Source organism: Pseudomarimonas salicorniae (assembly GCF_023156535.1).
Taxonomy (GTDB): Bacteria; Pseudomonadota; Gammaproteobacteria; order Xanthomonadales; family Xanthomonadaceae; genus Pseudomarimonas; species Pseudomarimonas salicorniae.
Genome location: NZ_JALNMH010000006.1, coordinates 140,281 through 160,529, shown reverse-complemented (window position 1 = coordinate 160,529; position 20,249 = coordinate 140,281). Strand labels below are relative to the sequence as shown.

The 20,249-nt window shown below is 68.6% G+C and carries 11 protein-coding genes and 1 pseudogene; 7 read left to right on the top strand and 5 right to left on the bottom strand.

Features of this window, described 5'->3' with window-relative positions:
- The first annotated feature begins 433 nt into the window (after positions 1-433).
- Entirely contained in the window at positions 434-3,241 is a 2,808-nt protein-coding gene (locus tag M0G41_RS08595) for a serine/threonine-protein kinase (RefSeq protein ID WP_248207909.1), read from the top strand.
- 67 nt (positions 3,242-3,308) lie between these two features.
- Here the strand turns inward: M0G41_RS08595 and M0G41_RS18970 are convergent.
- A pseudogene (locus tag M0G41_RS18970) lies at positions 3,309-3,704 on the bottom strand (hypothetical protein).
- A gap of 528 nt (positions 3,705-4,232) precedes the next feature.
- On the opposite strand from M0G41_RS18970, the gene M0G41_RS08585 reads away from it, so the two are divergent.
- Positions 4,233-5,432, top strand: coding sequence for a family 16 glycosylhydrolase (locus tag M0G41_RS08585; RefSeq protein WP_248207888.1), 1,200 nt, complete (start codon positions 4,233-4,235; stop codon positions 5,430-5,432).
- 57 nt (positions 5,433-5,489) lie between these two features.
- On the opposite strand, the gene M0G41_RS08580 is transcribed toward M0G41_RS08585, so the two are convergent.
- A complete protein-coding gene (locus tag M0G41_RS08580; RefSeq protein WP_248207886.1) occupies positions 5,490-7,925 on the bottom strand; it encodes a CehA/McbA family metallohydrolase in 2,436 nt (811 codons plus the stop codon).
- Between the two features lie 231 nt (positions 7,926-8,156).
- On the opposite strand from M0G41_RS08580, the gene M0G41_RS08575 reads away from it, so the two are divergent.
- Positions 8,157-9,890 carry a choice-of-anchor I family protein gene (locus tag M0G41_RS08575; protein ID WP_248207871.1) on the top strand — a complete coding sequence of 578 codons (1,734 nt, stop codon included), beginning with the start codon at positions 8,157-8,159 and terminating at the stop codon, positions 9,888-9,890.
- A gap of 476 nt (positions 9,891-10,366) precedes the next feature.
- Here M0G41_RS08575 and M0G41_RS08570 read toward each other — a convergent pair whose 3' ends face one another.
- From M0G41_RS08570 to M0G41_RS08560, 3 genes are all read right to left on the bottom strand, one after another.
- Positions 10,367-11,251, bottom strand: a complete 885-nt coding sequence (locus tag M0G41_RS08570) for a hypothetical protein (protein ID WP_248207869.1) — start codon at positions 11,249-11,251, stop codon at positions 10,367-10,369.
- A 314-nt stretch (positions 11,252-11,565) separates the two neighbouring features.
- Complete coding sequence (locus M0G41_RS08565) at positions 11,566-13,065, bottom strand: aldehyde dehydrogenase (RefSeq protein ID WP_248207867.1); 1,500 nt, start codon at positions 13,063-13,065, stop codon at positions 11,566-11,568.
- A 693-nt stretch (positions 13,066-13,758) separates the two neighbouring features.
- Positions 13,759-14,307, bottom strand: coding sequence for a cupin domain-containing protein (locus M0G41_RS08560; RefSeq protein WP_248207864.1), 549 nt, complete (start codon positions 14,305-14,307; stop codon positions 13,759-13,761).
- Positions 14,308-14,597: 290 nt separating this feature from the next.
- Here M0G41_RS08560 and aptA point away from each other — a divergent pair, with 290 nt between their 5' ends.
- The 4 genes from aptA to speB all read left to right on the top strand — a co-directional run bounded on the left by aptA (position 14,598) and on the right by speB (position 20,105).
- Positions 14,598-15,929, top strand: a complete 1,332-nt coding sequence (aptA, locus tag M0G41_RS08555; protein ID WP_248207862.1) for an omega-aminotransferase AptA — start codon at positions 14,598-14,600, stop codon at positions 15,927-15,929.
- Between the two features lie 201 nt (positions 15,930-16,130).
- Positions 16,131-17,246: an alanine dehydrogenase gene (ald, locus tag M0G41_RS08550; protein WP_248207859.1), complete on the top strand. Its 1,116-nt coding sequence runs from the start codon at positions 16,131-16,133 to the stop codon at positions 17,244-17,246.
- Positions 17,247-17,301: 55 nt separating this feature from the next.
- Positions 17,302-18,819 carry a CoA-acylating methylmalonate-semialdehyde dehydrogenase gene (locus M0G41_RS08545; RefSeq protein WP_248207856.1) on the top strand — a complete coding sequence of 506 codons (1,518 nt, stop codon included), beginning with the start codon at positions 17,302-17,304 and terminating at the stop codon, positions 18,817-18,819.
- 302 nt (positions 18,820-19,121) lie between these two features.
- Positions 19,122-20,105: an agmatinase gene (gene speB / locus M0G41_RS08540; RefSeq protein ID WP_248207854.1), complete on the top strand. Its 984-nt coding sequence runs from the start codon at positions 19,122-19,124 to the stop codon at positions 20,103-20,105.
- The last annotated feature ends 144 nt before the right edge of the window (positions 20,106-20,249 follow it).

Below are 20,249 nucleotides of genomic sequence, written 5' to 3'. Positions count from 1 at the left end.
GCGTAGCGGGCAAAGCCCGCGCTGCTGCGCAGCGGCCGAACAACGCAGAATCGGCGGCGCAGACCGAGCGAGTTCTGCGATGTATTCCCGGGACAGGACACTAGGGAGCCTCTGAACACGTCCAGTGCCCCGCGTTGCTACGATGTGGGTTCGCACCAGGGCGGACGCCGTAGGACGTGGTGGTGCCACGTTCAAGGCGGCCAACGCAGTTGCGGGCGCACACCGTGGCAACTCTTCGGGCCGGGATTGTGCAGCCATCCAGCTGCGTTGCGTGTCCTGGCCGTGGCACCACCACGCCCTGCGGCGCGGGCCTTGCTGGCCGGCTGCACAACCTCCGGCGCGAGGCGCTGGACTTGTTCAGAGTCTCCCTCGATCCATGGCGGCGTCGATCCGCTCCCTCGGGCAGGCGCCGTGTCCACCTAGGCCAGACCGCATGCAGGACATCACCCAGGTCAGCGACAAGATCCCGGAACCGTCACGCTTCCAGGACCTTCCCGGCAGCAGCGTTGGCGGCTACCTGCTGCTCAGCGTCCTCGGCGAAGGGGGCTTTGGCGTGGTCTTCGAGGCCGAGCAGAGCAAGCCGATCCAGCGGCGCGTGGCGCTCAAGCTGATCAAACGCGGCATGGGCGCGCATGAGTTCGTGCAGCGCTTCGAGGCCGAGCGACAGACCCTCGCCCTGATGGATCATCCGCACATTGCTCGCGTGCTCGACGCGGGCAGCAGTGAGGACGGCCGGCCGTTCCTGGTCATGGAGCTGGTCGAAGGCAGCGCGATCACCGAGTTCTGCGACCAGCAGCGGCTCGACGTGCATGCGCGCCTGAGTCTGTTCGTGCAGGTCTGCGAGGCGATCCAGCATGCCCACGGCAAGGGCATCATCCATCGCGACCTCAAGCCCAACAACGTGCTGGTGAGCCTGCAGGACGGCCGGCCGTTCGCCAAGGTCATCGACTTCGGCATCGCCAAGGCGCTGGGAGCGCGCAGCGCTGCCGATGGCGCGCAGACCGCGATCGGGATGCTGATCGGCACTCCGGCCTACATGAGTCCGGAGCAGGCTGCCGGCTCGCGCGACATCGATACCCGCTCCGACATCTACGCGCTCGGCGTGATGCTCTATGAGCTCCTCACCTACAACACGCCCCTGGATGTCGAAACCCTGCGCGATGCAAACGTCTTCGAGATCCAGCGGATCATCAGCGAGGTCGAGCCGCTGAGCCCGAGTAACCGGCTGAGCGGCGACCACGACTCCCTTGCAGGGATCTCCGGCCACGGTCGTCTGGCCCCGGATCAGCTGCGCCGCCTGTTGCGCGGGGAGCTCGACTGGATCGTGATGAAGGCGATCGACAAGGACCGTACGCGCCGCTACGAGACCGCCAGCGAGTTCGCCGCCGATATCCGCCGCTTTCTCGCGGGGCGACCAGTCCTGGCCGCCCCCCCGAGCGCGGGCTACCGGCTGCGCAAGTTCATGCGTCGGCACGCCATTGCAGTCGGCGCGGCGGCGTTGCTGCTGCTCGCCCTGACGGGCGGTGTGGCCGGAATCGCCTGGCAGGCACGGATTGCTGGCGAACGCGCCGCTCAGCTTGCCGAGATGGTCGCCTTCGACCAGGAAATATTCAGTCGCATCGACCCCGCTTCGGCTGGCGGCCAGCTCAGCCAGGACGTGCTCACCGCCTATGCCGAGACGCTGCAGGACAGCATGCCGCACAGCCCGGAACAGCGTGCCGCCGCGTTGGCGGCCTTCGAGGAGGCCTGGCAGTCGATCAATGCCACCGACCGCGCACGCCGGCTGATCGACAGCACCATCCTGCAGCCAGCCGTGGCCGCCAGCGAGGAGCGCTTCGGCGGACGCCCGGCGCTCAAGGCCGACCTGCTGCTGACCCTGGCCGAACGCTACGCCGCCTTTGGACAACAGGAAACCTCGCTGGAGCTGGTCCGCGACGCGCTGACCGCCCGTCGCGAAGCCCTCGGCGAGGACCACTCCGAAACCCTCAGCGCACGCGCTGATCTTGGGCGCCTGCAATTCCAAACCGGTCGACTGGCCACTGCCGAGCGCACGCTGCGCAGCGTCCTGGCCGGATTCCGCCGCCTGCTTGGCGAGCACGACCGGGAAACGCTCTCTGTCCTCGCCGACCTCGGCAGCGTGCTCCAAGAGCGCGGCCAGCATGGGGAAGCCGAGCGGCTGATCCGCCGCGCCCACGCCCTGCGCCACGAGCACCTGGGCCCCAGCGATCCAGACACCCTGCAGTCCCTGAACGACCTGGCACTCCTGCTGCAGGCCGACGGACAGCTGGAAGAGGCCGAGCAGCGTTTGCGTCAGGCGCTCCAAGACTACCGGGAGCGATTCGACGACGAGGACCCCAACGTGCTGGCCCTGCTTGGCAATCTGGCCGGCGTCTTGCAGGACATGGGGCAGTTGGATGAGGCCGAAACGATGTTCCGCAAACAGCTCGAGAACGAACGCCGCCTGCTCGGCGAGCAGCATCCTGACACGCTGACCTCGCTCAACAACCTGGCCATCCTGCTGCATGAGCGCGGCAAGGACGAGGAGGCGGTGCGCATGCTGTCCAGCACGCTGGAGAACCAGAAGCGGATACTCGGCAGCCAGCATCCTGCCACGCTGAACACCTTGTCCAACCTGGCCATCATCGAACACGACCGTGGCCGGCCGGCGGTTGCCCTGCCCCTGGCCGCGCAGGCACTCCGGATCAGCCGCAGCCTCTACGGCAACGCGCACCCGAGCACCCTGAGCCTGATCGGCGACGTCGGCGGCCTGCACCATGAGCTGGACCAGCTGGGGCCAGCCATCGCGTATCTGCAGGAAGCGTGGGAGCGACGCCGGGCGCTGCACGGAGCCGCTGACCCGGACGCCCTGGTCGCGGCATTGAACTATTCCCGTGCGCTGAACGACGCCGGGCGCAGCGCGGAAGCGCAAGCCCTGCTCGGCCCCTTGGAGGACGCCCTCCGGGATCACTTCGCCGAGCTCGACGCTACCCGCATCGGCCAATGGCTGACCGAGACCGCGCGCGCCGACCTGGCTGCAGGTCGTTTCAGCGCTGCCGAGGCAGCCCTGCTCAAGGCCAGGCAGATTCTCGAGCCCCTGGCCGCGGAGTCACCGCGCTCGACGGCCGACAACCTGCTCGCACTCGAGGCGCTCTACACGGAGTGGAACCGGCTGCAACCCACGCCGCGCCAGGCCGGGCAGGCGGCTCACTGGCGGGCCGAACGCCAAGCCATGACGGAATAACCCTGTGCAGAAGCGCAATGGCCCCGGCTTCTACCAAGGTTGAGCTACTCGCCATACTCGAACTGTGCTACCCCCTCCAATCCCGGTGGCCCCGCAACTCCTCGAGCAGCGCATCGCAGTCGGCCACTGCGCTGGCCAATGCTTGCTTGCGCTCGCGCAGCTGCGCAGGACTCGGCAATTCGATCAAACGCGGAACCAGAGGAATCAGCCAGACGGCGGTGGCGATCGACACCACGGCGGTAAGCGTCTTGATCACGGCCTCGATGCCGTAGACCGGCTCCCACACGGCAACCAGTCCGACCACATCGGTGGCACCGCAAAGCTATATGAAGGCGATGAACAGCCAGAGGGTGCCGCGACAGCCGAAATCGGGACGTCTCGCCATCAGCGTCGCCAGCCGAGCCGGAATCAGGAAATAGGCGAGCGCAATCACTCCATCGGCAATCATGTGCGTCCACAGCAACTCTGGCCGCCACAGCAGGCAGACGCCGTGGGGAACAAACCCCGACTAATGAAGATAGTCCGATAGCCACTGCAGCATTGCAGCCTCCTGCTGCACCGAATTCGGCGCCGAGTGGATCAGCGTGCCCGGCGCAGCATGCCCCGACAATCCACGAGTGTTCGAGGTCGTTTCGATATCAACCTCGCCAGCACCCCGAAGCGAACCGGCGCTCCCGGCCGAGCGAAATCCGCGCCGCCAAGCGGCATCAGAGGGGGGCGGCGCTGCTCAATGCTGGCCTGCCAGCTCATGCGCGTCGACCAAACCGACACGGACTGCGTAGAGGACCAGCGATGCAACATCGTGGAGACCGAGTCGATCCATGTGCATGGAGCGATGTGAATCGATGGTCTTGACGTAGCGCCCTCCGACTCGTAGCCCGCCATGCGGCCTTGACAGCGGGTCGGCCATATCGCAGGGTGACAGCGCTGTCATCGGAGTCCGGAGGGGCCGGCTCCGGGTCGACGCATCCAGGCTCTGGGAGGGGCATGCATGAACGGGAACACTGATCGATCGGGCGCTCCGCGGCGCGCGGCGGGGTGGCGCGCGACAGCGCTGGGGCCGGCGCTGGCGATGCTGTCCGGCAGCGTCTTCGGCCAGGTGCTGTGGAGCGAGGAGTTCAACACCGGCTCGGCACCCGACCCGGTCATCTGGACCCACGATCTTGGCGCCGGCGGATGGGGCAACAGCGAGCTGCAGACCTATACCGACGCCCCCGAGAACGCGCGTGTCGAGGGCGGGCAGCTGATCATCACCGCCCGCGAGACGGTCAGCCGCGGCGGCCGGCGCAGCTTTACCTCGGCGCGCATCAAGACCCAGGACAAACTGACCTTCAAGTACGCCACGATCGAGGCGCGGATCCAGGTCCCTAACCTGCGGGACGGCCTGTGGCCGGCCTTCTGGACGCTCGGCAACAACTTTTCCCAGGTCGGCTGGCCGGACTGCGGCGAGATCGACGTTCTGGAGATGGGCTCGGCCGCGGCCATCGCCGCCGGGCTCACCAACCGGCGTGTTCAGTCCACCGCCCACTGGGAGCACAACAACGGCTACGCCGGCTATGGCCTGCATCGGGACATGCCGACCGACCTGAATGGCGGGTTCCACGTCTACCGGCTCGAGTGGACGCCGGACAGCCTGTCCACCTACATCGACGGCCAGTGGATCTGGACGATGGACATCCGGCCGAGCGCCTGTACCGACTGCGAGGAGTTCCACCAGCCGCACTTCCTCCTGCTCAACATGGCGGTCGGCGGCAGTTTCACCGGCCTGTATCGCGCAAACGAGATCACCGCCCCGTTCCCCGCCGAGTACCGCATCGACTACATCCGGGTGATCGACAACGGCCATACCGTGCTTGGTGGCTCGGCAGTCAGCGGCGGGGGCAGCAGCAGTGCCCATATCAGCGCCATCACCCCCTCGGTCAGCGGCGGCGGACCCAACAAGCGGGCGGTGGCGGCGATCACGGTGCGCGACGAACTGGGCGCGCCGGTCAGCGGCGCCAGCCTCACCGCCAGCTTCAGCGGATCCCATAACGAGGTCGTCAGCGGCGCCACCGACGCCAGCGGGATCGCCCACCTGAGCACCACCGTCAAGAACAGCACCGCCGCCTTCAAGGTCTGCGTGGATGCCCTCAGCAAGCCCGGCCTGACCTACCAGCCCACGCAGAACATCGAGACCTGCGACGTCTACTGAGCCTCGCTGACCCGCCGGCGCGGAGGACGGGGTCCTCCGCGCGGACCGGGAGTCGGCCTAGCGGTCCGCCCCGGGGACCGTGGCCAGCTCGGCAAGCTTCGCCCGGGCCGCATCGAACCGCGTTTGCATGGTCGGCATCGGCGTATCGCCATAGGCCGCCTTGTAGCGCGCCCCGGCGGCGTCGAGGGCGCGCAGCAGGTCGGCGGAGGCGCGTGCGCGTGCGCTGGGGTCCACGCTCCCGACCTCGCCGATCCAGATGGGGGAACTGTGTGCGAAGGGCCGCTTGGCCATCGACGGCCAGGGGTCATCGACCACCTCGCTGGCATAGACGCGCGCCGCCACCCAGCCCCCGGCCGGCAGACGCACGCTGCCTTCCAGCGTGCGGGTCTTGCCCGCTTCAACGCCCGCCGCGGTGTGCACGACCTCGCCGTTTACCACGATCTCGAAGCGGTCGACCGCCGTCGCACTGGCCAGCTTCGCCCGCCAGCGCTGCTCGCCGGCGGCCACCACGTCGCCGGGCTGCGCGCCGTCGCCCAGTTCGAATTCGAGGGCCGGGCCCGTGGTGACGAAACTGCGGCCGGCGATGGAGGCGTCCAGCACGGCGTCGTAGCCCTCCCCCGCGGCCGGCCGGCGCACGTAGGTGCGGGCGGTGCCCATCGCCGGCGTGCGGTGGAAATCGGCCCAGGCATCCGTCCCGGACATCGCCGCCATCGGACGCCCGATGTTGAGGAAGCGATACCAGAGCTCGGAGTTGCCGAGCGGGCTGGTCCAGGCGCAGACAATCTCGAGTCCCAGGCGCTCGGTCAGCACGCCATCGGCCACGAGTTCGAGCGGGATGCCGCTGGTCGCCGGATCGATGAACGGGTCGCCGTCACCGGTCAGCGGATGGACATAGGTCGCAAAGCCGCCTTGCCGTTCGGCGAAGGCGATGGCGCTGCCATTGCTCTGGTCCACGCTGCCGAAGCGCGGATTGGTCGGGCCCCAGAACCACGGCCGGTAGACCTCGTCGGTGCGCGCCAGCCCGACATGGCCGTGAAAGTGCGAACGCACCTCCTGCGACTGGTCGACCACGTGCCCATCGCGCTCCGACTGCTTGCCGATCAGCGGGATGTCGATGCCGCGCTCCCAGCGGTTCCAGGACATCGGATTGATCTGGTCGAGATCCTCGCCTGCCAGCAGCCTCAGCATGTCCTCGTGCGTCGCGCGGTGTTGGCCGTCGCCATTGAGGTGAACATGCTGATCCACCGACACATAGCCCGCCTCCGTGGCCGACCACAGCGTGCGCAGGACCAGCGATGCCTGGGCCGGGGACTTGACCGACACGCGCGCCTGCGCGCTGGCCGTCAGGGTCATGGGGCCGCGGGCGGCGATGATCTCGTACCCGCCGACCGGCACCTGCAGTTCAACCCTTCCGGGGCTGTAGAAATAGTGCCGACCGGTCTGCGAGTCGAAAAAGGTGGGCCCGTGCGACGTGGCAACCGGATGTCCGCCGGCCTCGCGGATGGCCAGGCGTGCGGGCTGCAGCTCGCCCCCGACGTCGCGCGTCTCGACCACCAGGGTGCCCAGCTCGACGCCATGGTCCCAACGGCGGATCTCCACGGGCTGCGGCGTGCCGCCGAAGGTCGGGATCTGCTTCAGCTGGAACTGCTGCCGGGCATCGGGCTCGACGTAGTAGATCCGGCTGCCATCGGCGCTGAACGCCGGGGTCAGCGCATAGCCCGTGCCGTCGGTGAGGCGCGCCGCCGGCCCGGGGCGGTCGAGGTCCATGGTGTAGAGGTGATAGTCGTTGTCGGTCGGCGAGCTGAACACGATGACCCGCTCGGACGGATGCACGTCGGCGGTCAGGTGATAGGTCAGGCTGTTCACCCGCACGGGCAGGTCGGTGCCGGTCAGGAAATCGCGCAGCCGCAGCGCGCGGGTCGGACCGTCACCGTGCAGATACAGCAGGCCGCTGCCATCGGGCAGCCGCCGCGCATTGCGCTCGACCTGCGGCAGGTCGGTCAGGCGCTCGTCTGTGCCCGCGGCAAGGTGCCGGCGCCACAGGCTGAGCACCTCGCCACGCCCGGAGCTGTAGTAGAGATGCACGCCGTCGGCGGAGAACTCGGGGTCGAGCTCGATCGCCGGCGTATTGACCACCGACTCGCTGCCGCTGGCGAGATCCCTCACCACGATCGCCGTATCGGCGCCATCGTCCCGGATGAAGGCGAGACGCTGGCCATCGGGCGACCAGCGAGGGCGGCTGTCCACCGCGGCGCCCGACGTGATCCGTCGCGCCACTCCCGATTCGAGATCCAGGATCCAGATCCAGCCCTGGGCCGCGAGGGCCAGTTCACCGCCCAGGGGCGAGGCCGCCGGATCGATCGGACCGTGGGCAACGAAGGGCAGCTCGTGCTGCTCGAGATAGATGTGATGCCCGAAGTCCGACAGCTTGGCGTAGCGATGGATCCACTGCGACCAGGCATTGCCGGCAGCGAGTGTCAGTACAAGGGCCAACAGGCCAAGCGCGGCGGACCGGCATCGAAGCATGAACTTCCCCCTCGAGCCGGATGCGGCTCGCCAGCCGCAGTGTAGGCGATGATGCGGGATGGTCCACGCCCCTTGCGCGTCGCAGACAGACTTGGAACCGCAGACCAGATGTCACGGAGACACTGCGGTCCATGGCGCTGTCACCTGCCTGCCATATCCAGCCGTTTAACTGCGGGCTTCACGAAACGGAGCCCCACGATGCCGCGCACCCGCCTGCTCACCGCCGCCCTGCTCTCCGCCCTGGCCACGCTGGCCGTCACCACCGGACAGGCCAGCACGCCGCAGGTGACCCAGTCGCGCCCCGGTGGCTCGTTCGATCTGGTGCAGCGTGGGAGCTTCTCCGGCGGCGGCGAGGCCGCGGCGGAAATCGTCGCCTATGACGCCGGCAGCCAGCAGCTGTTCGTCACCCATGGCGCGCAGAACCGCGTCGATGTGCTGGATGTGAGCGACCTCGACACACCGATCCTGGTGCGCAGCATCGATATCACGCCCTATGGCCCGAGCCTGCAGAGCGTGGCGGTGGCCAACGGCCTGCTCGCCGTCGCGGTGGCCGGCTTCGATGCGGTGACGCCCGGCTCCGTGGTGGTGTTCGATGCCGCCACCGGCGCGTTCCGGCGCGTCTTTCCTGCTGGCGTCCTGCCTGACAACGTGGTGTTCAGCAGCGACGGCACCCTGCTGATGGCGGCCAACGAAGGCGAGGTCGGCGACCTCGATGTGGCCGATGATCCGCCGGGCTCGGTCACTCTCATCGATCTCAGCCAGGGCCTCGCGTTGGCGACCACCACCCAGATCGGCTTCGAGTCGCTGGACGGCCAGGAGTTGGCCCTGCGCGCGCAGGGTGTGCGCATCATGGGCGAGACACTCACCGAGCCGGTAGGCCCCGGCAATCCGCCGCGCCCGGCGAGTCGCGACCTCGAGCCCGAGTACATCGCCATTGCCCCCGACAAGAGCGTGGCCTTCGTGACCCTGCAGGAGGCCAACGCCTTCGCGGTGATCGATCTCAATACCCGCGCGCTGAGCGCATCGAACCCGATCATCCCGATCCCGCTGAAGAACCACGCCGCCCACGGCAACCGTCTCGACCCCTCCGATCGCGATGGCACGGGCGGCGGCCCCGCCTTCCGTCTCGACAACTGGCCGGTGTTCGGCATGCACATGCCGGACTCCATCGCCGCCTTCTCGCCGGCCACCGGGGCCTCCGCGGGCATGGCCTTCTTCGCCAGCGCCGGCGAGGGCGACGACCGCGGCGAGGTGTCGCGCATCGGCAGCAGCAGCATCGTGCTGGATCCGATCGCCTTCCCGAACGCCGCCGCGCTCAAGGCCAATGCGGCGCTGGGCCGGCTCAATGCCTCGCACATCGATGGCGACCTTGATGGCGACGGCGATCTCGACCGCCTGCAGGTGCTGGGCACCCGCTCCTTCAGCCTCTTCGATGCCAGCGGCAACCAGGTGTTCGACAGCGGCGATGAGCTGGAATGCATGACCGGCTCCCTGCTGCCGGGAGACTTCAACAGCGACAATGAGGAAAACGGCAGCGCCGACTCGCGCTCGGACAACAAGGGCCCCGAGCCCGAAGCGATAGCCGCCGGTACCTCGCTGGAACAGCGCACCTATGTGTTCGTTGGCCTTGAGCGCATCGGCGGCGTGGCGGTCTACGACGTGACCGACCCGGCCAACGCCTTCGCCGTGGCCTACGAGAACAACCGCGACTTCAGCGCGCCGGTGGATATTGCCGATCCGGCCAGCTTTGCCGGCGCCGGTGACTTCGGGCCCGAAGGGATCGTCTTCATTCCCGCCGAGGACAGCCCGGACGGACGCCCGGCGATCGCGGTGGCCAACGAGATCAGCGGCACGACCACGATCTGGTCGATCCGCGATGCCCTGTTCAAGGACGGCATGGAGACCGCGCGCTTCGCGTTTGCGTGTTCCTGACCAAGCGGCCGGGCGCCGTCGGCGAGGGGAGGACGACGCCCGGAATGGGCGCGAAGAAGACCTTCCGAAAACCCGAAAGTAGGAGCCAGCTTGCTGGCGATAGGCGCCCCGGACGGGACGATCGCCAGCAAGCTGGCTCCTACATGGAACGGTGCTGCAAGGTCCGCTTTGCGCCGCCAAGCAGGCCTTGCCGCAGTCAGATTGTGGGAGTGCCCTTGGGCACGACCGCGGCGCGGAGGATTCACCTCAGACCGCGGCCAGAGAGGATCTCCGCGGTCGCGCCCAAGGACGCTCCCACAGTCGGGCTTCGTTGGGCGTCAGCGACCCCATAGGGTGCGTCTTGGACGCACCGATACGGGCGTTCGGACGGTATGCCCGGTGCGGCCAGCCGCACCCTATGAATGTCTTCTTCTCGCCCAAACCGTCGGTTCAGGAACGCCTGCACGGAATGCGCGGGCCCACGCATGCGCGTCTTGCTACTCGCGCCGCCCGGCGACGACTTCGCCACGGGGCGCGCAGGAGCGTGCGCCGCGGGTCATGACCAGCTGGCCCATCTCGATCTCGCCGTCGACGATGCGCGGGTCCTCGGCCTCCCAGGCCAGGGTCGCCCGGCCGCAGGCCGCGTAGGTGAATCGGAGGCGGCCCCAGCGCTGCTCGGCCAGCTGCGCGGCTCCCGACGCCGGCGGCGCGCCGCGGGTGAAGAAGGCCTCGCCGCTGAATACAGTGCCCGCCGCGCTGGCCGCGACTTCATCGGCGACCATCAGCACCCAGGCTGCCTCGCCGTCTCCGTCGTGGGTGGCCCAGAGAAACGCATAGCCGGGCTGGCCAGACGCATCGCCGACCAGCTCATGGGTGCTGACGAACAGGCCGCGGCCGTCCTGTTCGGGCGCGTACCACCAGCCCGACAGGTCCTCTCGCCCGACGCTGCGCTCGGTCACGCTGAAGCCCAGCACCTGCCGTTCGACCACGGTGACCCCGTCGACCTGACCGATCAGGCGGATGTGATGGGTGCCTCGCGGCATCGGCCCGACATCGACAAGCCGCACGAAGAACGGAGGCTCGGTGCCGGTCGGACCGTTGTCGGGTGCCAGGGCGTAGACCAGCTCGTGCTCGAAAACCCCATGCTGGCCGTTGTCAGGGCCCGGCGGCACGGCCACCGCCACCTGACGCAGGACTGGCTGGACCCCGGTGACAAAGGCGAACCGGGCGTCGGCTCCGCGCGGCGCAATGATCGGCACCCCGATGCGGTCGTCGAGCAGGGCCGAATCCGGCACCGCCTGCAGCAGCTCCGCCCGCGCCGGCAGCCACCCCGCGCAGAGCAAGGCCAGGGCCCAAACGGTCCGCGAAACTCTCCTGAACATGCCGAATCCGCCTGCCTATGAACGACGCGGCATGCTATCACCACATGTCGATCAACCGACGGACCGGAGCGGATCCAACCCCTCCCAACCGCCCAGCCCTTCGGCACAGCCGACGGGCGTTCCACGGCGCGCGCCCCCTCGGCTCGCAAGCATGCATCCTCACCCACTCCCGCGCTGCGCGCCGCAAGGGGAGGAGCAAGGAACGCTCCCGAGCCCCGACCGAGCGAAGCGAAGGCGCAGGCGGCGTGCCGCCGGCCGCGAAGCGGCCGAACCCTGAGCCCTGAGCCCTGATCCTAGCCCCTGAGCCCCACCCCTCACCCCAAATTGATCCAGGTCGCCTTCAGCTCGGTGTACTTGTCGAAGGCGTGCAGCGACTTGTCGCGGCCGTTGCCGCTCTGCTTGTAGCCGCCGAAGGGGGCGGTCATGTCGCCGCCGTCCCAGTAGTTGACCCAGACGCTTCCGGCACGCAGCGCGCGGGCAACGCGGTGGGCGCGGGAGAGGTCGCGGGTCCAGAGGCCGGCGGCCAGGCCATAGGGCGTGTCGTTGGCGATGCGCAGGGCCCCGGCCTCGTCCTCGAAGGCGGTCACCGCCAGCACCGGGCCGAAGATCTCCTCGCGGGCGATGGTGGCGGTGTGCGGCACGTCGTCGAAGATGGTCGGTTCGACATAGCAGCCACCGGCTACCGGCTCGATGCGCGAGCCGCCAAGCACGCGACGCGCGCCGCCCTCCTCGCCCTTGGCGATGTAGTCCATCACCCGCTGGGTCTGCGCCTCGTCGACCAGGGCGCCCATCGGCGCGCCGGGGTCGAGCGGATGACGCGGCTGCATGCGCGCGCCGTACTCGGCGACGAGCGACACGAACTCGTCCTTGATCGAGCGCTCCACCAGCAGGCGCGAGGCCGCGGTGCAGACCTCGCCCTGGTTGTAGAAGATGCCCGAGGCCGCCGCCTTGGCCGCGGCGCGCAGGTCGGGCGCGTCGGCAAAGACCAGGTTCGGGCTCTTGCCGCCGCACTCCATGTAGGCGCGCTTCATGTTCGAGCGCCCGGCGCACTGCAGCAGGTGCTTGCCGACCGCGGTCGAGCCGGTGAACACCAGACCGTCGACGTCCATATGCAGGGCCAGCGGCTCGCCGGCGCCGCGGCCGAAGCCGGGCAGAACATTGAGCACACCCTCGGGCAGGCCGGCCTCCATCGCCAGCTCGGCCAGGCGCAGGGCGGACAGCGGCGACTTCTCGCTCGGCTTGAGCACCACCGAGTTGCCCATGGCCAGCGCCGGGGCCAGCTTCCAGGTCGCCATCAACAGCGGGAAGTTCCAGGGCACGATGGCGCCGACCACGCCCAGCGGCTCGCGGGTGACCAGGCCCAGTTCGTCCTGTCCGGTCGGCGCGATCTCGTCGTAGACCTTGTCGATGGCCTCGGCGGTCCAGGACAGGCAGCGCACGCTGGCTGCCACGTCGACGTTCAGCGCGTCGCTCACCGGCTTGCCCATGTCGAGGGTTTCCAGCAGGGCCAGCTCAGGGGCGTGCTGCTCGACCAGCGAGGCCAGTTTGAGCAGCACCTTCTTGCGATGCCGCGGCGCGCTCGCCGACCAGCGCCCAGCCTCGAAGCTGCGCCGCGCCGCCGTTACTGCACGCTCGACGTCTTCGGCCTCGCACTCGGCCACGGCGCAGAGCCGGCGGCCGTCGATCGGCGACAGGTTGTCGAAGGTCTTGCCGCTGGCGGCGTCGACGAAGCGACCGTCGACAAAGGCCTGGCCGCGCAGGCTCAGCGCCTCGGCACGGGCCTGCCAGGCCTCCTGGGTATCGGGTCGGCTCATTGGTGGATTCCTTGGATCATGGGTGCGTATGGGTGAAGCGTTGTGTTCGACGCCGCGCCCCCGCAATTGTGGGAGCGCACATGGGCGCGACCGCGGCGCCTCGTTCTTCCTCGCCGCGCGGGTGAGACGACACGCCCCGGTCGCGGCCGTGTCCGCTCCTACAGAAGAGCGCGGAAACCCCAGCCCTGCAGAAACGCTGCGCCCCTGCGGTTGTAGGAGCGCACATGGGCGCGACCGCGGCGCCGCGATCTTCTTCGCCGCGTGGATGAGCCCACACGCCCCGGTCGCGGCCGTGTCCGCTCCTACAGAAGAGCGCGGAAACCCCAGCCCTGCAGAAACGCTGCGCCCCTGCGGTTGTAGGAGCGCACATGGGCGCGACCGCGGCGCTGGGACCTTCCTCACGGCGCGGGAAAGACGAAACCCTTCGGTCGCGGGCAAGCCCGCTCCTACAGAAGAGCGGGAAAGCTGCGGCCCCGCCGAGGCGCTTCGAAACGCCCACTGTGGGAGTGCCCTTGGGCGCGACCGCGGCGCCTCGTCCTTCCTCGCCGCGCGGCCACGACGAAACCCTGCGGTCGCGGGCAAGCCCGCTCCTACAGGGGTGCGTGGTAGCTCGCAGCACAGCAAGCTGCGCTCTACGACGGCTCCGAAACGCGGCCCGCGGCGGGTGAGATCGCGGCAATGCCAGCACGGCCATCAGAACGTCGCCGGGGTATTCGCGCTGACGATCACCGCCTCGCCCTCACCGACATTGCGGAAGCGGTGCGGGATGCGGCTTTCGAAGTAATAGCCGTCGCCCGGGCCCAGCACGCGCACCTGCTCGCCCACCGTGACCTCGACCTGGCCCGCGATCACCACGCCGCCCTCCTCGCCTTCGTGCTGGAGCATGGTATCGCCGGTGTCACTGCCGGGCGGCATGACCTCGCGCAGCAGGCACATCTGACGGCCGGGACGGTGCTGGCCGATCAGGAAATAGTGGATCTCGTTGTTGCCCACATCCGGCAGCTCGGCCGCGCGGTAGAAAGGGCTGTCCATCGCGCCGTCGTCGAAGTCATGGGTGAAGAAGTCGGCCAGCGAGATCGGGATGCCGTCCAGCACCTTCTTCAGCGAGCTGACCGAGGGGCTGACCTTGTTCTGTTCGATCAGCGAGATCGTGCTGTTGGTGACCCCGACGCGCTTGGCCAGTTCGCGCTGGCTGAGCTGCTTGGCCTTGCGGACCGCCTGCAGGCGGGCGCCGATATCCATGGGGCGATCTCCGGTCAAAGGCGGGACAGGCGCAACGTGTAGCAGCCCGCCCAGGGTGGGTCAATAAACTTGACAGGGGACAGGGGCTGGCAGGGTGGCGGCGAGGACGTTGAGTACCCTGATCGCCAGCAAGCTGGCTCCTACAAGACATTGATTTAACTGTAGGAGCCAGCTTGCTGGCGATAACCCCATGCTGTCCGCCCCAGCCTGCTTCCGCTCCCCAGCGCCCCCTCAATTGTAAAGTTTTTTCAACACTGTTAGCGTGCGCGCAACACCCCCGGAGCCCCTCCATGCGCTTCGATCCCACCGCCGCGCCGAGCGAGACTTCGGCGTTCTGGATGCCCTTCACCGCCAACCGTCAGTTCAAGGCCGAACCGCGCCTGCTGGCCTCGGCTGAGGGCATGTACTACCGCTCGGTGGACGGCCGGCAGATCCTCGATGCCACCGCCGGCCTGTGGTGCTGCAATGCCGGCCATGCGCGACCGAAGATCGTCGAGGCGGTGTCGAGGCAGATCGCCACCCTCGACTACGCGCCGACCTTCCAGATGGGTCATCCGCTGCCTTTCGTGCTGGCCGAGCGTCTGGCCGACCTCGCGCCTGATCCCCTCCGGCACGTGTTCTTTACCTGCTCGGGCTCGGAGGCGGTCGACACCGCACTGAAGATCGCCCTCGCCTATCACCGCGTCCGCGGCGAAGGCCAGCGCACCCGGCTGATCGGGCGCGAGAAGGGCTACCACGGGGTCGGCTTCGGCGGCATTTCGGTCGGTGGCATGGTCAACAACCGCAAGTTCTTCGGCGCGATGCTGCCCGGCGTCGACCACCTGCGCCACACCCTGGACCTGTCGCGCAACGCCTTCTCCCGCGGCCTGCCCGAGCACGGCGCCGAGCTGGCCGACGACCTCGAGCGCCTGGTCCAGCTGCACGACGCCTCAACCATCGCCGCGGTCATCGTCGAGCCGATCTCCGGCAGCGCCGGCGTGGTCCTGCCGCCGAGAGGTTATCTGGAGCGCCTGCGGGCGATCTGCGACCGGCACGGGATCCTGCTGATCTTCGACGAGGTGATCACCGGCTTCGGCCGCATCGGCGGGGCCTTCGGCGCCGAGCGCTTCGGCGTCACCCCGGATCTCATCACCTGCGCCAAGGGCCTCAGCAACGGCGCCGTGCCGATGGGCGCGGTGCTGGCCTCGCGCCAGGTGCATGACGCCTTCATGCACGGCCCGGAGAACGCCATCGAGCTGTTCCACGGCTACACCTACTCCGGCCACCCGGTGGCCGCGGCGGCGGCCCTGGCCACCCTAGACACCTATGAGGAAGAGGGCCTGTTCAACCGCGCCTTCGAGCTGGGCCAGGCTTGGGAGGACGCCGCCCACGCCCTGCGCGGCCTGCCCAACGTGATCGACATCCGCAACCACGGCCTGATTGCCGCCATCGAGCTGGCCCCACGCGAGGGATCCCCCGGCGCCCGGGCCTACGAGGTCTTCCGCCGCTGCTTCCACGAGCGCGACCTGCTGATCCGGGTCACCGGCGACGTCATCGCCCTGTCACCGCCCCTGATCATCGAACCGGCGCAGATAGAAAGGATTTTCAGCACGCTGGCCGATACCATACGCGCGGCGGCTTAGGGCTTAGGGCTCAGGGCTCAGGGCTCAGGGCTCAGGGCTCAGGGCTCAGGGCTCAGGGCTCAGGGCTCAGGGCTCAGGGCTCAGGGCTCAGGAAAGAGCATCAGGCCTGCAAGCCTGCGTCAACCCGCTTCTCTGAGCCCTGGCCCCTAGTCTCTAGCCTCTAAGAAACCAAAAACATCAAGCTCCCCGGGAGGGAAAGCAATGCTTATCGGCGTACCCAAGGAAATCAAGAACCACGAATACCGCATCGGCCTGACGCCGGCCGGGGCGCGTGAGCTGATCGACCACGGCCACCAGGTCATCGTGCAGAAGGACGGCGGCACCGCCATCGGTCTGACCGACGAGCTGTACGAGCGGGCCGGGGCGCAGATCATCGACACTGCCGAGGAGATCTTTGCCAAGGCCGATATGATCATCAAGGTCAAGGAGCCGCAGCCCGTCGAGTGCAAGATGCTGCGCGAAGGCCAGGTACTCTACACCTACCTTCACCTGGCCCCGGATCCGGAGCAGACCAGGGGCCTGGTCGAGTCCGGCTGCACCGCCATCGCCTACGAGACCGTCACCGACAAGCGAGGCGGCCTGCCGCTGCTGGCCCCGATGAGCGAAGTCGCCGGCCGCATGTCGATCCAGGCCGGCGCGCATGCGCTGGAGAAGGCCCAGGGTGGCTCGGGCGTGCTGCTGGGCGGCGTGCCGGGCGTGAAGCCGGCCAACGTGCTGGTCATCGGCGGCGGCGTGGTCGGCATCAATGCCGCGCGCATGGCCATGGGCCTGAACGCCCGCGTGACCATCCTCGACCGATCGCTTGAGCGCCTGAAGTACCTCGACGAGCTGTACGGCGACCGCATCACCACGCTCTATTCCACCGCCGACGCTATCGAGGAATGCCTGCGCTATGCCGACCTCGTGATCGGCGCCGTGCTGATCCCGGGTGCCGCCGCGCCCAAGCTGGTGACCCGCGCGCAGCTCGGCCTGATGAAGCCCGGCTCGGTGCTGGTCGACGTCGCCATCGACCAGGGCGGCTGCTTCGAGACCTCCAAGGCCACCACCCACCAGCACCCGACCTATGACGTCGACGGCATCGTCCACTACTGCGTGGCCAACATGCCGGGTGGCGTCGCCCGCACCTCGACCTTCGCCCTGACCAACGCCACCCTGCCGTTTGCCGTGCAGCTGGCCAACAAGGGCGCCAAGCGCGCGATGTTCGAGGACATCCACCTGCTCAACGGCCTCAACGTGCACGCCGGGCAGATCACCTATGAAGCCGTCGCGCGCGACCTCGGCTACACCTATGTGCCGGCGGCGAAAGCCCTCGGCTGAGCCGAGCGCCCCTCGCGCCTGAGTGCGCGGGGGGTTCCAACGAGGATTACCCTGCATGAACGCCCAGCCCAAGCCGCAGAACGTCCCCGACCTCCCCCACCTGATCGCAGGCAAGGAGGTCAGCGGAACCAGCGGCCGCTGGAGCGATGTGTACAACCCGGCCACGGGCGCGGTCAGCGCCCGCGTGCCGCTGGCCTCAAAGGCCGAGGTCGAGTCCGCCATCGCCGCGGCGGAGGCCGCCTTCCCCGCCTGGGCGGCCACCACGCCGCTGAACCGGGCGCGGGTGATGTTCAGGTTCAAGGCGCTGCTGGAAGCCAACGCCGACCTGATCGCCCGCACCATCAGCGCCGAGCACGGCAAGGTGCTCAGCGATGCGCGCGGCGAGCTGACCCGCGGGCTGGAGGTGGTCGAGTTCGCCTGCGGCATCCCGCACCTGCTCAAGGGCGAGAAGTCGATCAATGTCGGCCGCGATGTCGACAGCTGGAGCGAGAAGGCGCCGCTCGGCGTGGTCGCCGGAATCACCCCGTTCAACTTTCCGGCCATGGTCCCGATGTGGATGTTTCCCATCGCGATTGCCTGCGGCAACACCTTCATCCTCAAGCCCAGCGAGCGCGACCCGTCCGCGCCGAACCTGCTGGCCAGCCTGCTCAAGGAGGCCGGCCTGCCCGACGGCGTGTTCAACGTCGTCCACGGCGACAAGGAAGCCGTCGACACCCTGCTCGATGATCCGCGCGTGCAGGCGGTGAGCTTTGTCGGCTCGACGCCGATCGCCGAGTACCTCTACGAGCGCGGCGCACGCAGCGGCAAGCGCGTGCAGGCGCTCGGCGGGGCCAAGAACCATCTGGTCGCCCTGCCCGATGCCGATGTCGACCAGGTCGCCGAAGCCCTTCTCGGCGCCGCCTACGGCTCGGCCGGCGAACGCTGCATGGCGATCTCGGTCGCGGCCTGCGTCGGCGACGAGCTGGCCGACCGCCTGGTCGCCACCCTGGCGCCGAAGGTGCGCGCCCTGCGCATCGGCCACGGCGCAGAGAACAACCCGGACATGGGCCCGCTGGTCACCCGCGCCCATCTCGACAGGGTGCGCGGCTATGTCGACCTCGGCATCGAGGAAGGTGCCGAACTGGTCGTCGACGGCCGCGGCCACCGCGTCGAGGCGCATCCCGAGGGCTTCTATCTCGGCGGCTGCCTGTTCGACCGCGTGACGCCCGACATGCGCATCTACCGCGAGGAGATCTTCGGTCCGGTGCTGTGCATCGTCCGCGTGCCCGACCTCGCCGCCGCGACGGCCCTGATCGACGCGCACGAATACGGCAACGGCTGCGCCCTGTTCACCCGCGACGGCGGCGCCGCCCGCGAATTCGCCCACCGCGTGCAGTGCGGCATGGTCGGCATCAATGTCCCGATCCCGGTGCCCATGGCCTTCCACAGCTTCGGCGGCTGGAAGCGCTCCCTGTTCGGCCCCCTGCACATGCACGGCCCGGACGGCGTCCGCTTCTACACGCGGATGAAGACCATCACCGCCCGCTGGCCCGAGGAGGTGCGTGCCGAGTTCGTGATGCCAACGATGGGGTAAGAGACGTGATTCGTGATTCGTGATGGGTGATTCGCAAGAGCGCGAAGAACGCCGCTCTTCTGTAGGAGCGGGCTTGCCCGCGACACGCGCCCAGCAGTTCACTCTTCGGCCCGACCCAGCCCGCCCCTCACCCTGCCGGCTACTGCTCCTGACGAATCACGAATCACGAATCACGAATCACGAATCACGAATCACGAATCACCAATCACGGCTCCTGAATCGCCAATCACGGAATCATCCCCCGGTCCCCTCGTCCCGGCGCCGCTGGCGAAACGACGACTCAATCCATCGAGACGTCCGCCATGAGCAGCAACAAGCAGCCCCCCAGCCCCGCCACTCCGCGTTCCACCGACACCGCGATCACCCGCGCCTCGCCCTACGGCACCCAGGCCGAACCGACCTATTCCGGCATCACCAGCTTCCTGCGCCGGCGCTACGGCAAGGATCTGAACGGCGTTGACGTGGCGGTCTTCGGCGCCCCGTTTGATCTGGCCACCACCAACCGCCCAGGCGCCCGCCTCGGCCCGCGGGCGATCCGCGCGGCCTCAGCCTCGCTGGCCTGGTGCAAACCGTATCTCTGGGACTTCGACCCGCTCGACCGGCTCAACCTGCTCGACTACGGCGACCTGTACTTCGACCCGGGCCGGCCGGACGAGGCGCCCGAGCGGCTCTACGAGCAGGTCCGCGAGCTGGTCGCCGCCGATGTTGTGCCGCTGGCCCTGGGCGGCGACCACTTCATCAGCTTCCCCGTGCTGCGCGCCCTGCACGAGCGCCACGGCCCGCTCTCGCTGATCCATTTCGACGCCCATAGCGACACCTGGCGCGACGAAGACGGTCGCATCGACCACGGAACCATGTTCTTCCACGCGGCGCGCCTGGGCTACGTCGATCCGGCGCGCTCGATCCAGCTCGGCATGCGCACCCACAACGCCGAGGACCACGGCTTCCAGGTGCTCAGCGCCGACTGGATCCACCGCCACGGACTGGTCCATGCCATCGAGCTGATCCGCGCCCGCGTCGTCGAACATCCCTGTTATGTGACCTTCGACGTCGACTTCCTCGACCCCGCCTTCGCCCCCGGCACCGGCACCCCGGTCTGCGGCGGTTTCTCCACCCACGACGCCCTGACCCTGATCCGCGGCCTGACCGGCCTCAACGTCACCGGCATGGACGTCGTCGAGGTCGCCCCCGCCTACGACCAGTCCGACATCACCGCGCTGGCCGCCGCCAGCGTCGCCCACGAACTCCTCGCCGTCCTCGCCAGCCGCCGCCCCGCAAGAGCCTGACAAACAGCTACGGCGCGCGGCGCTTCAGTGGGGGCTGCGAGGCAGCGCCAAAGCAGGCAAACGGGCGGCACGGCTTTGAGAGAGCGAGGCCGTCGAAACTGTTGCTGTATGTGCTGTACTTGATGACCATGGCAGGCTGCAGGA

Excerpts from the sequence above, each read along its gene's own strand:
- M0G41_RS08595 (WP_248207909.1), top strand. The coding sequence starts at position 434 with ATGCAGGACATCACCCAGGTCAGCGACAAGATCCCGGAACCGTCACGC.
- M0G41_RS08575 (WP_248207871.1), top strand. The coding sequence starts at position 8,157 with ATGCCGCGCACCCGCCTGCTCACCGCCGCCCTGCTCTCCGCCCTGGCC.
- aptA (WP_248207862.1), top strand. The coding sequence starts at position 14,598 with ATGCGCTTCGATCCCACCGCCGCGCCGAGCGAGACTTCGGCGTTCTGG.
- M0G41_RS08565 (WP_248207867.1), bottom strand. The coding sequence starts at position 13,065 with ATGAGCCGACCCGATACCCAGGAGGCCTGGCAGGCCCGTGCCGAGGCG.
- M0G41_RS08570 (WP_248207869.1), bottom strand. The coding sequence starts at position 11,251 with ATGTTCAGGAGAGTTTCGCGGACCGTTTGGGCCCTGGCCTTGCTCTGC.
- speB (WP_248207854.1), top strand. The coding sequence starts at position 19,122 with ATGAGCAGCAACAAGCAGCCCCCCAGCCCCGCCACTCCGCGTTCCACC.
- ald (WP_248207859.1), top strand. The coding sequence starts at position 16,131 with ATGCTTATCGGCGTACCCAAGGAAATCAAGAACCACGAATACCGCATC.
- M0G41_RS08585 (WP_248207888.1), top strand. The coding sequence starts at position 4,233 with ATGAACGGGAACACTGATCGATCGGGCGCTCCGCGGCGCGCGGCGGGG.
- M0G41_RS08560 (WP_248207864.1), bottom strand. The coding sequence starts at position 14,307 with ATGGATATCGGCGCCCGCCTGCAGGCGGTCCGCAAGGCCAAGCAGCTC.
- M0G41_RS08545 (WP_248207856.1), top strand. The coding sequence starts at position 17,302 with ATGAACGCCCAGCCCAAGCCGCAGAACGTCCCCGACCTCCCCCACCTG.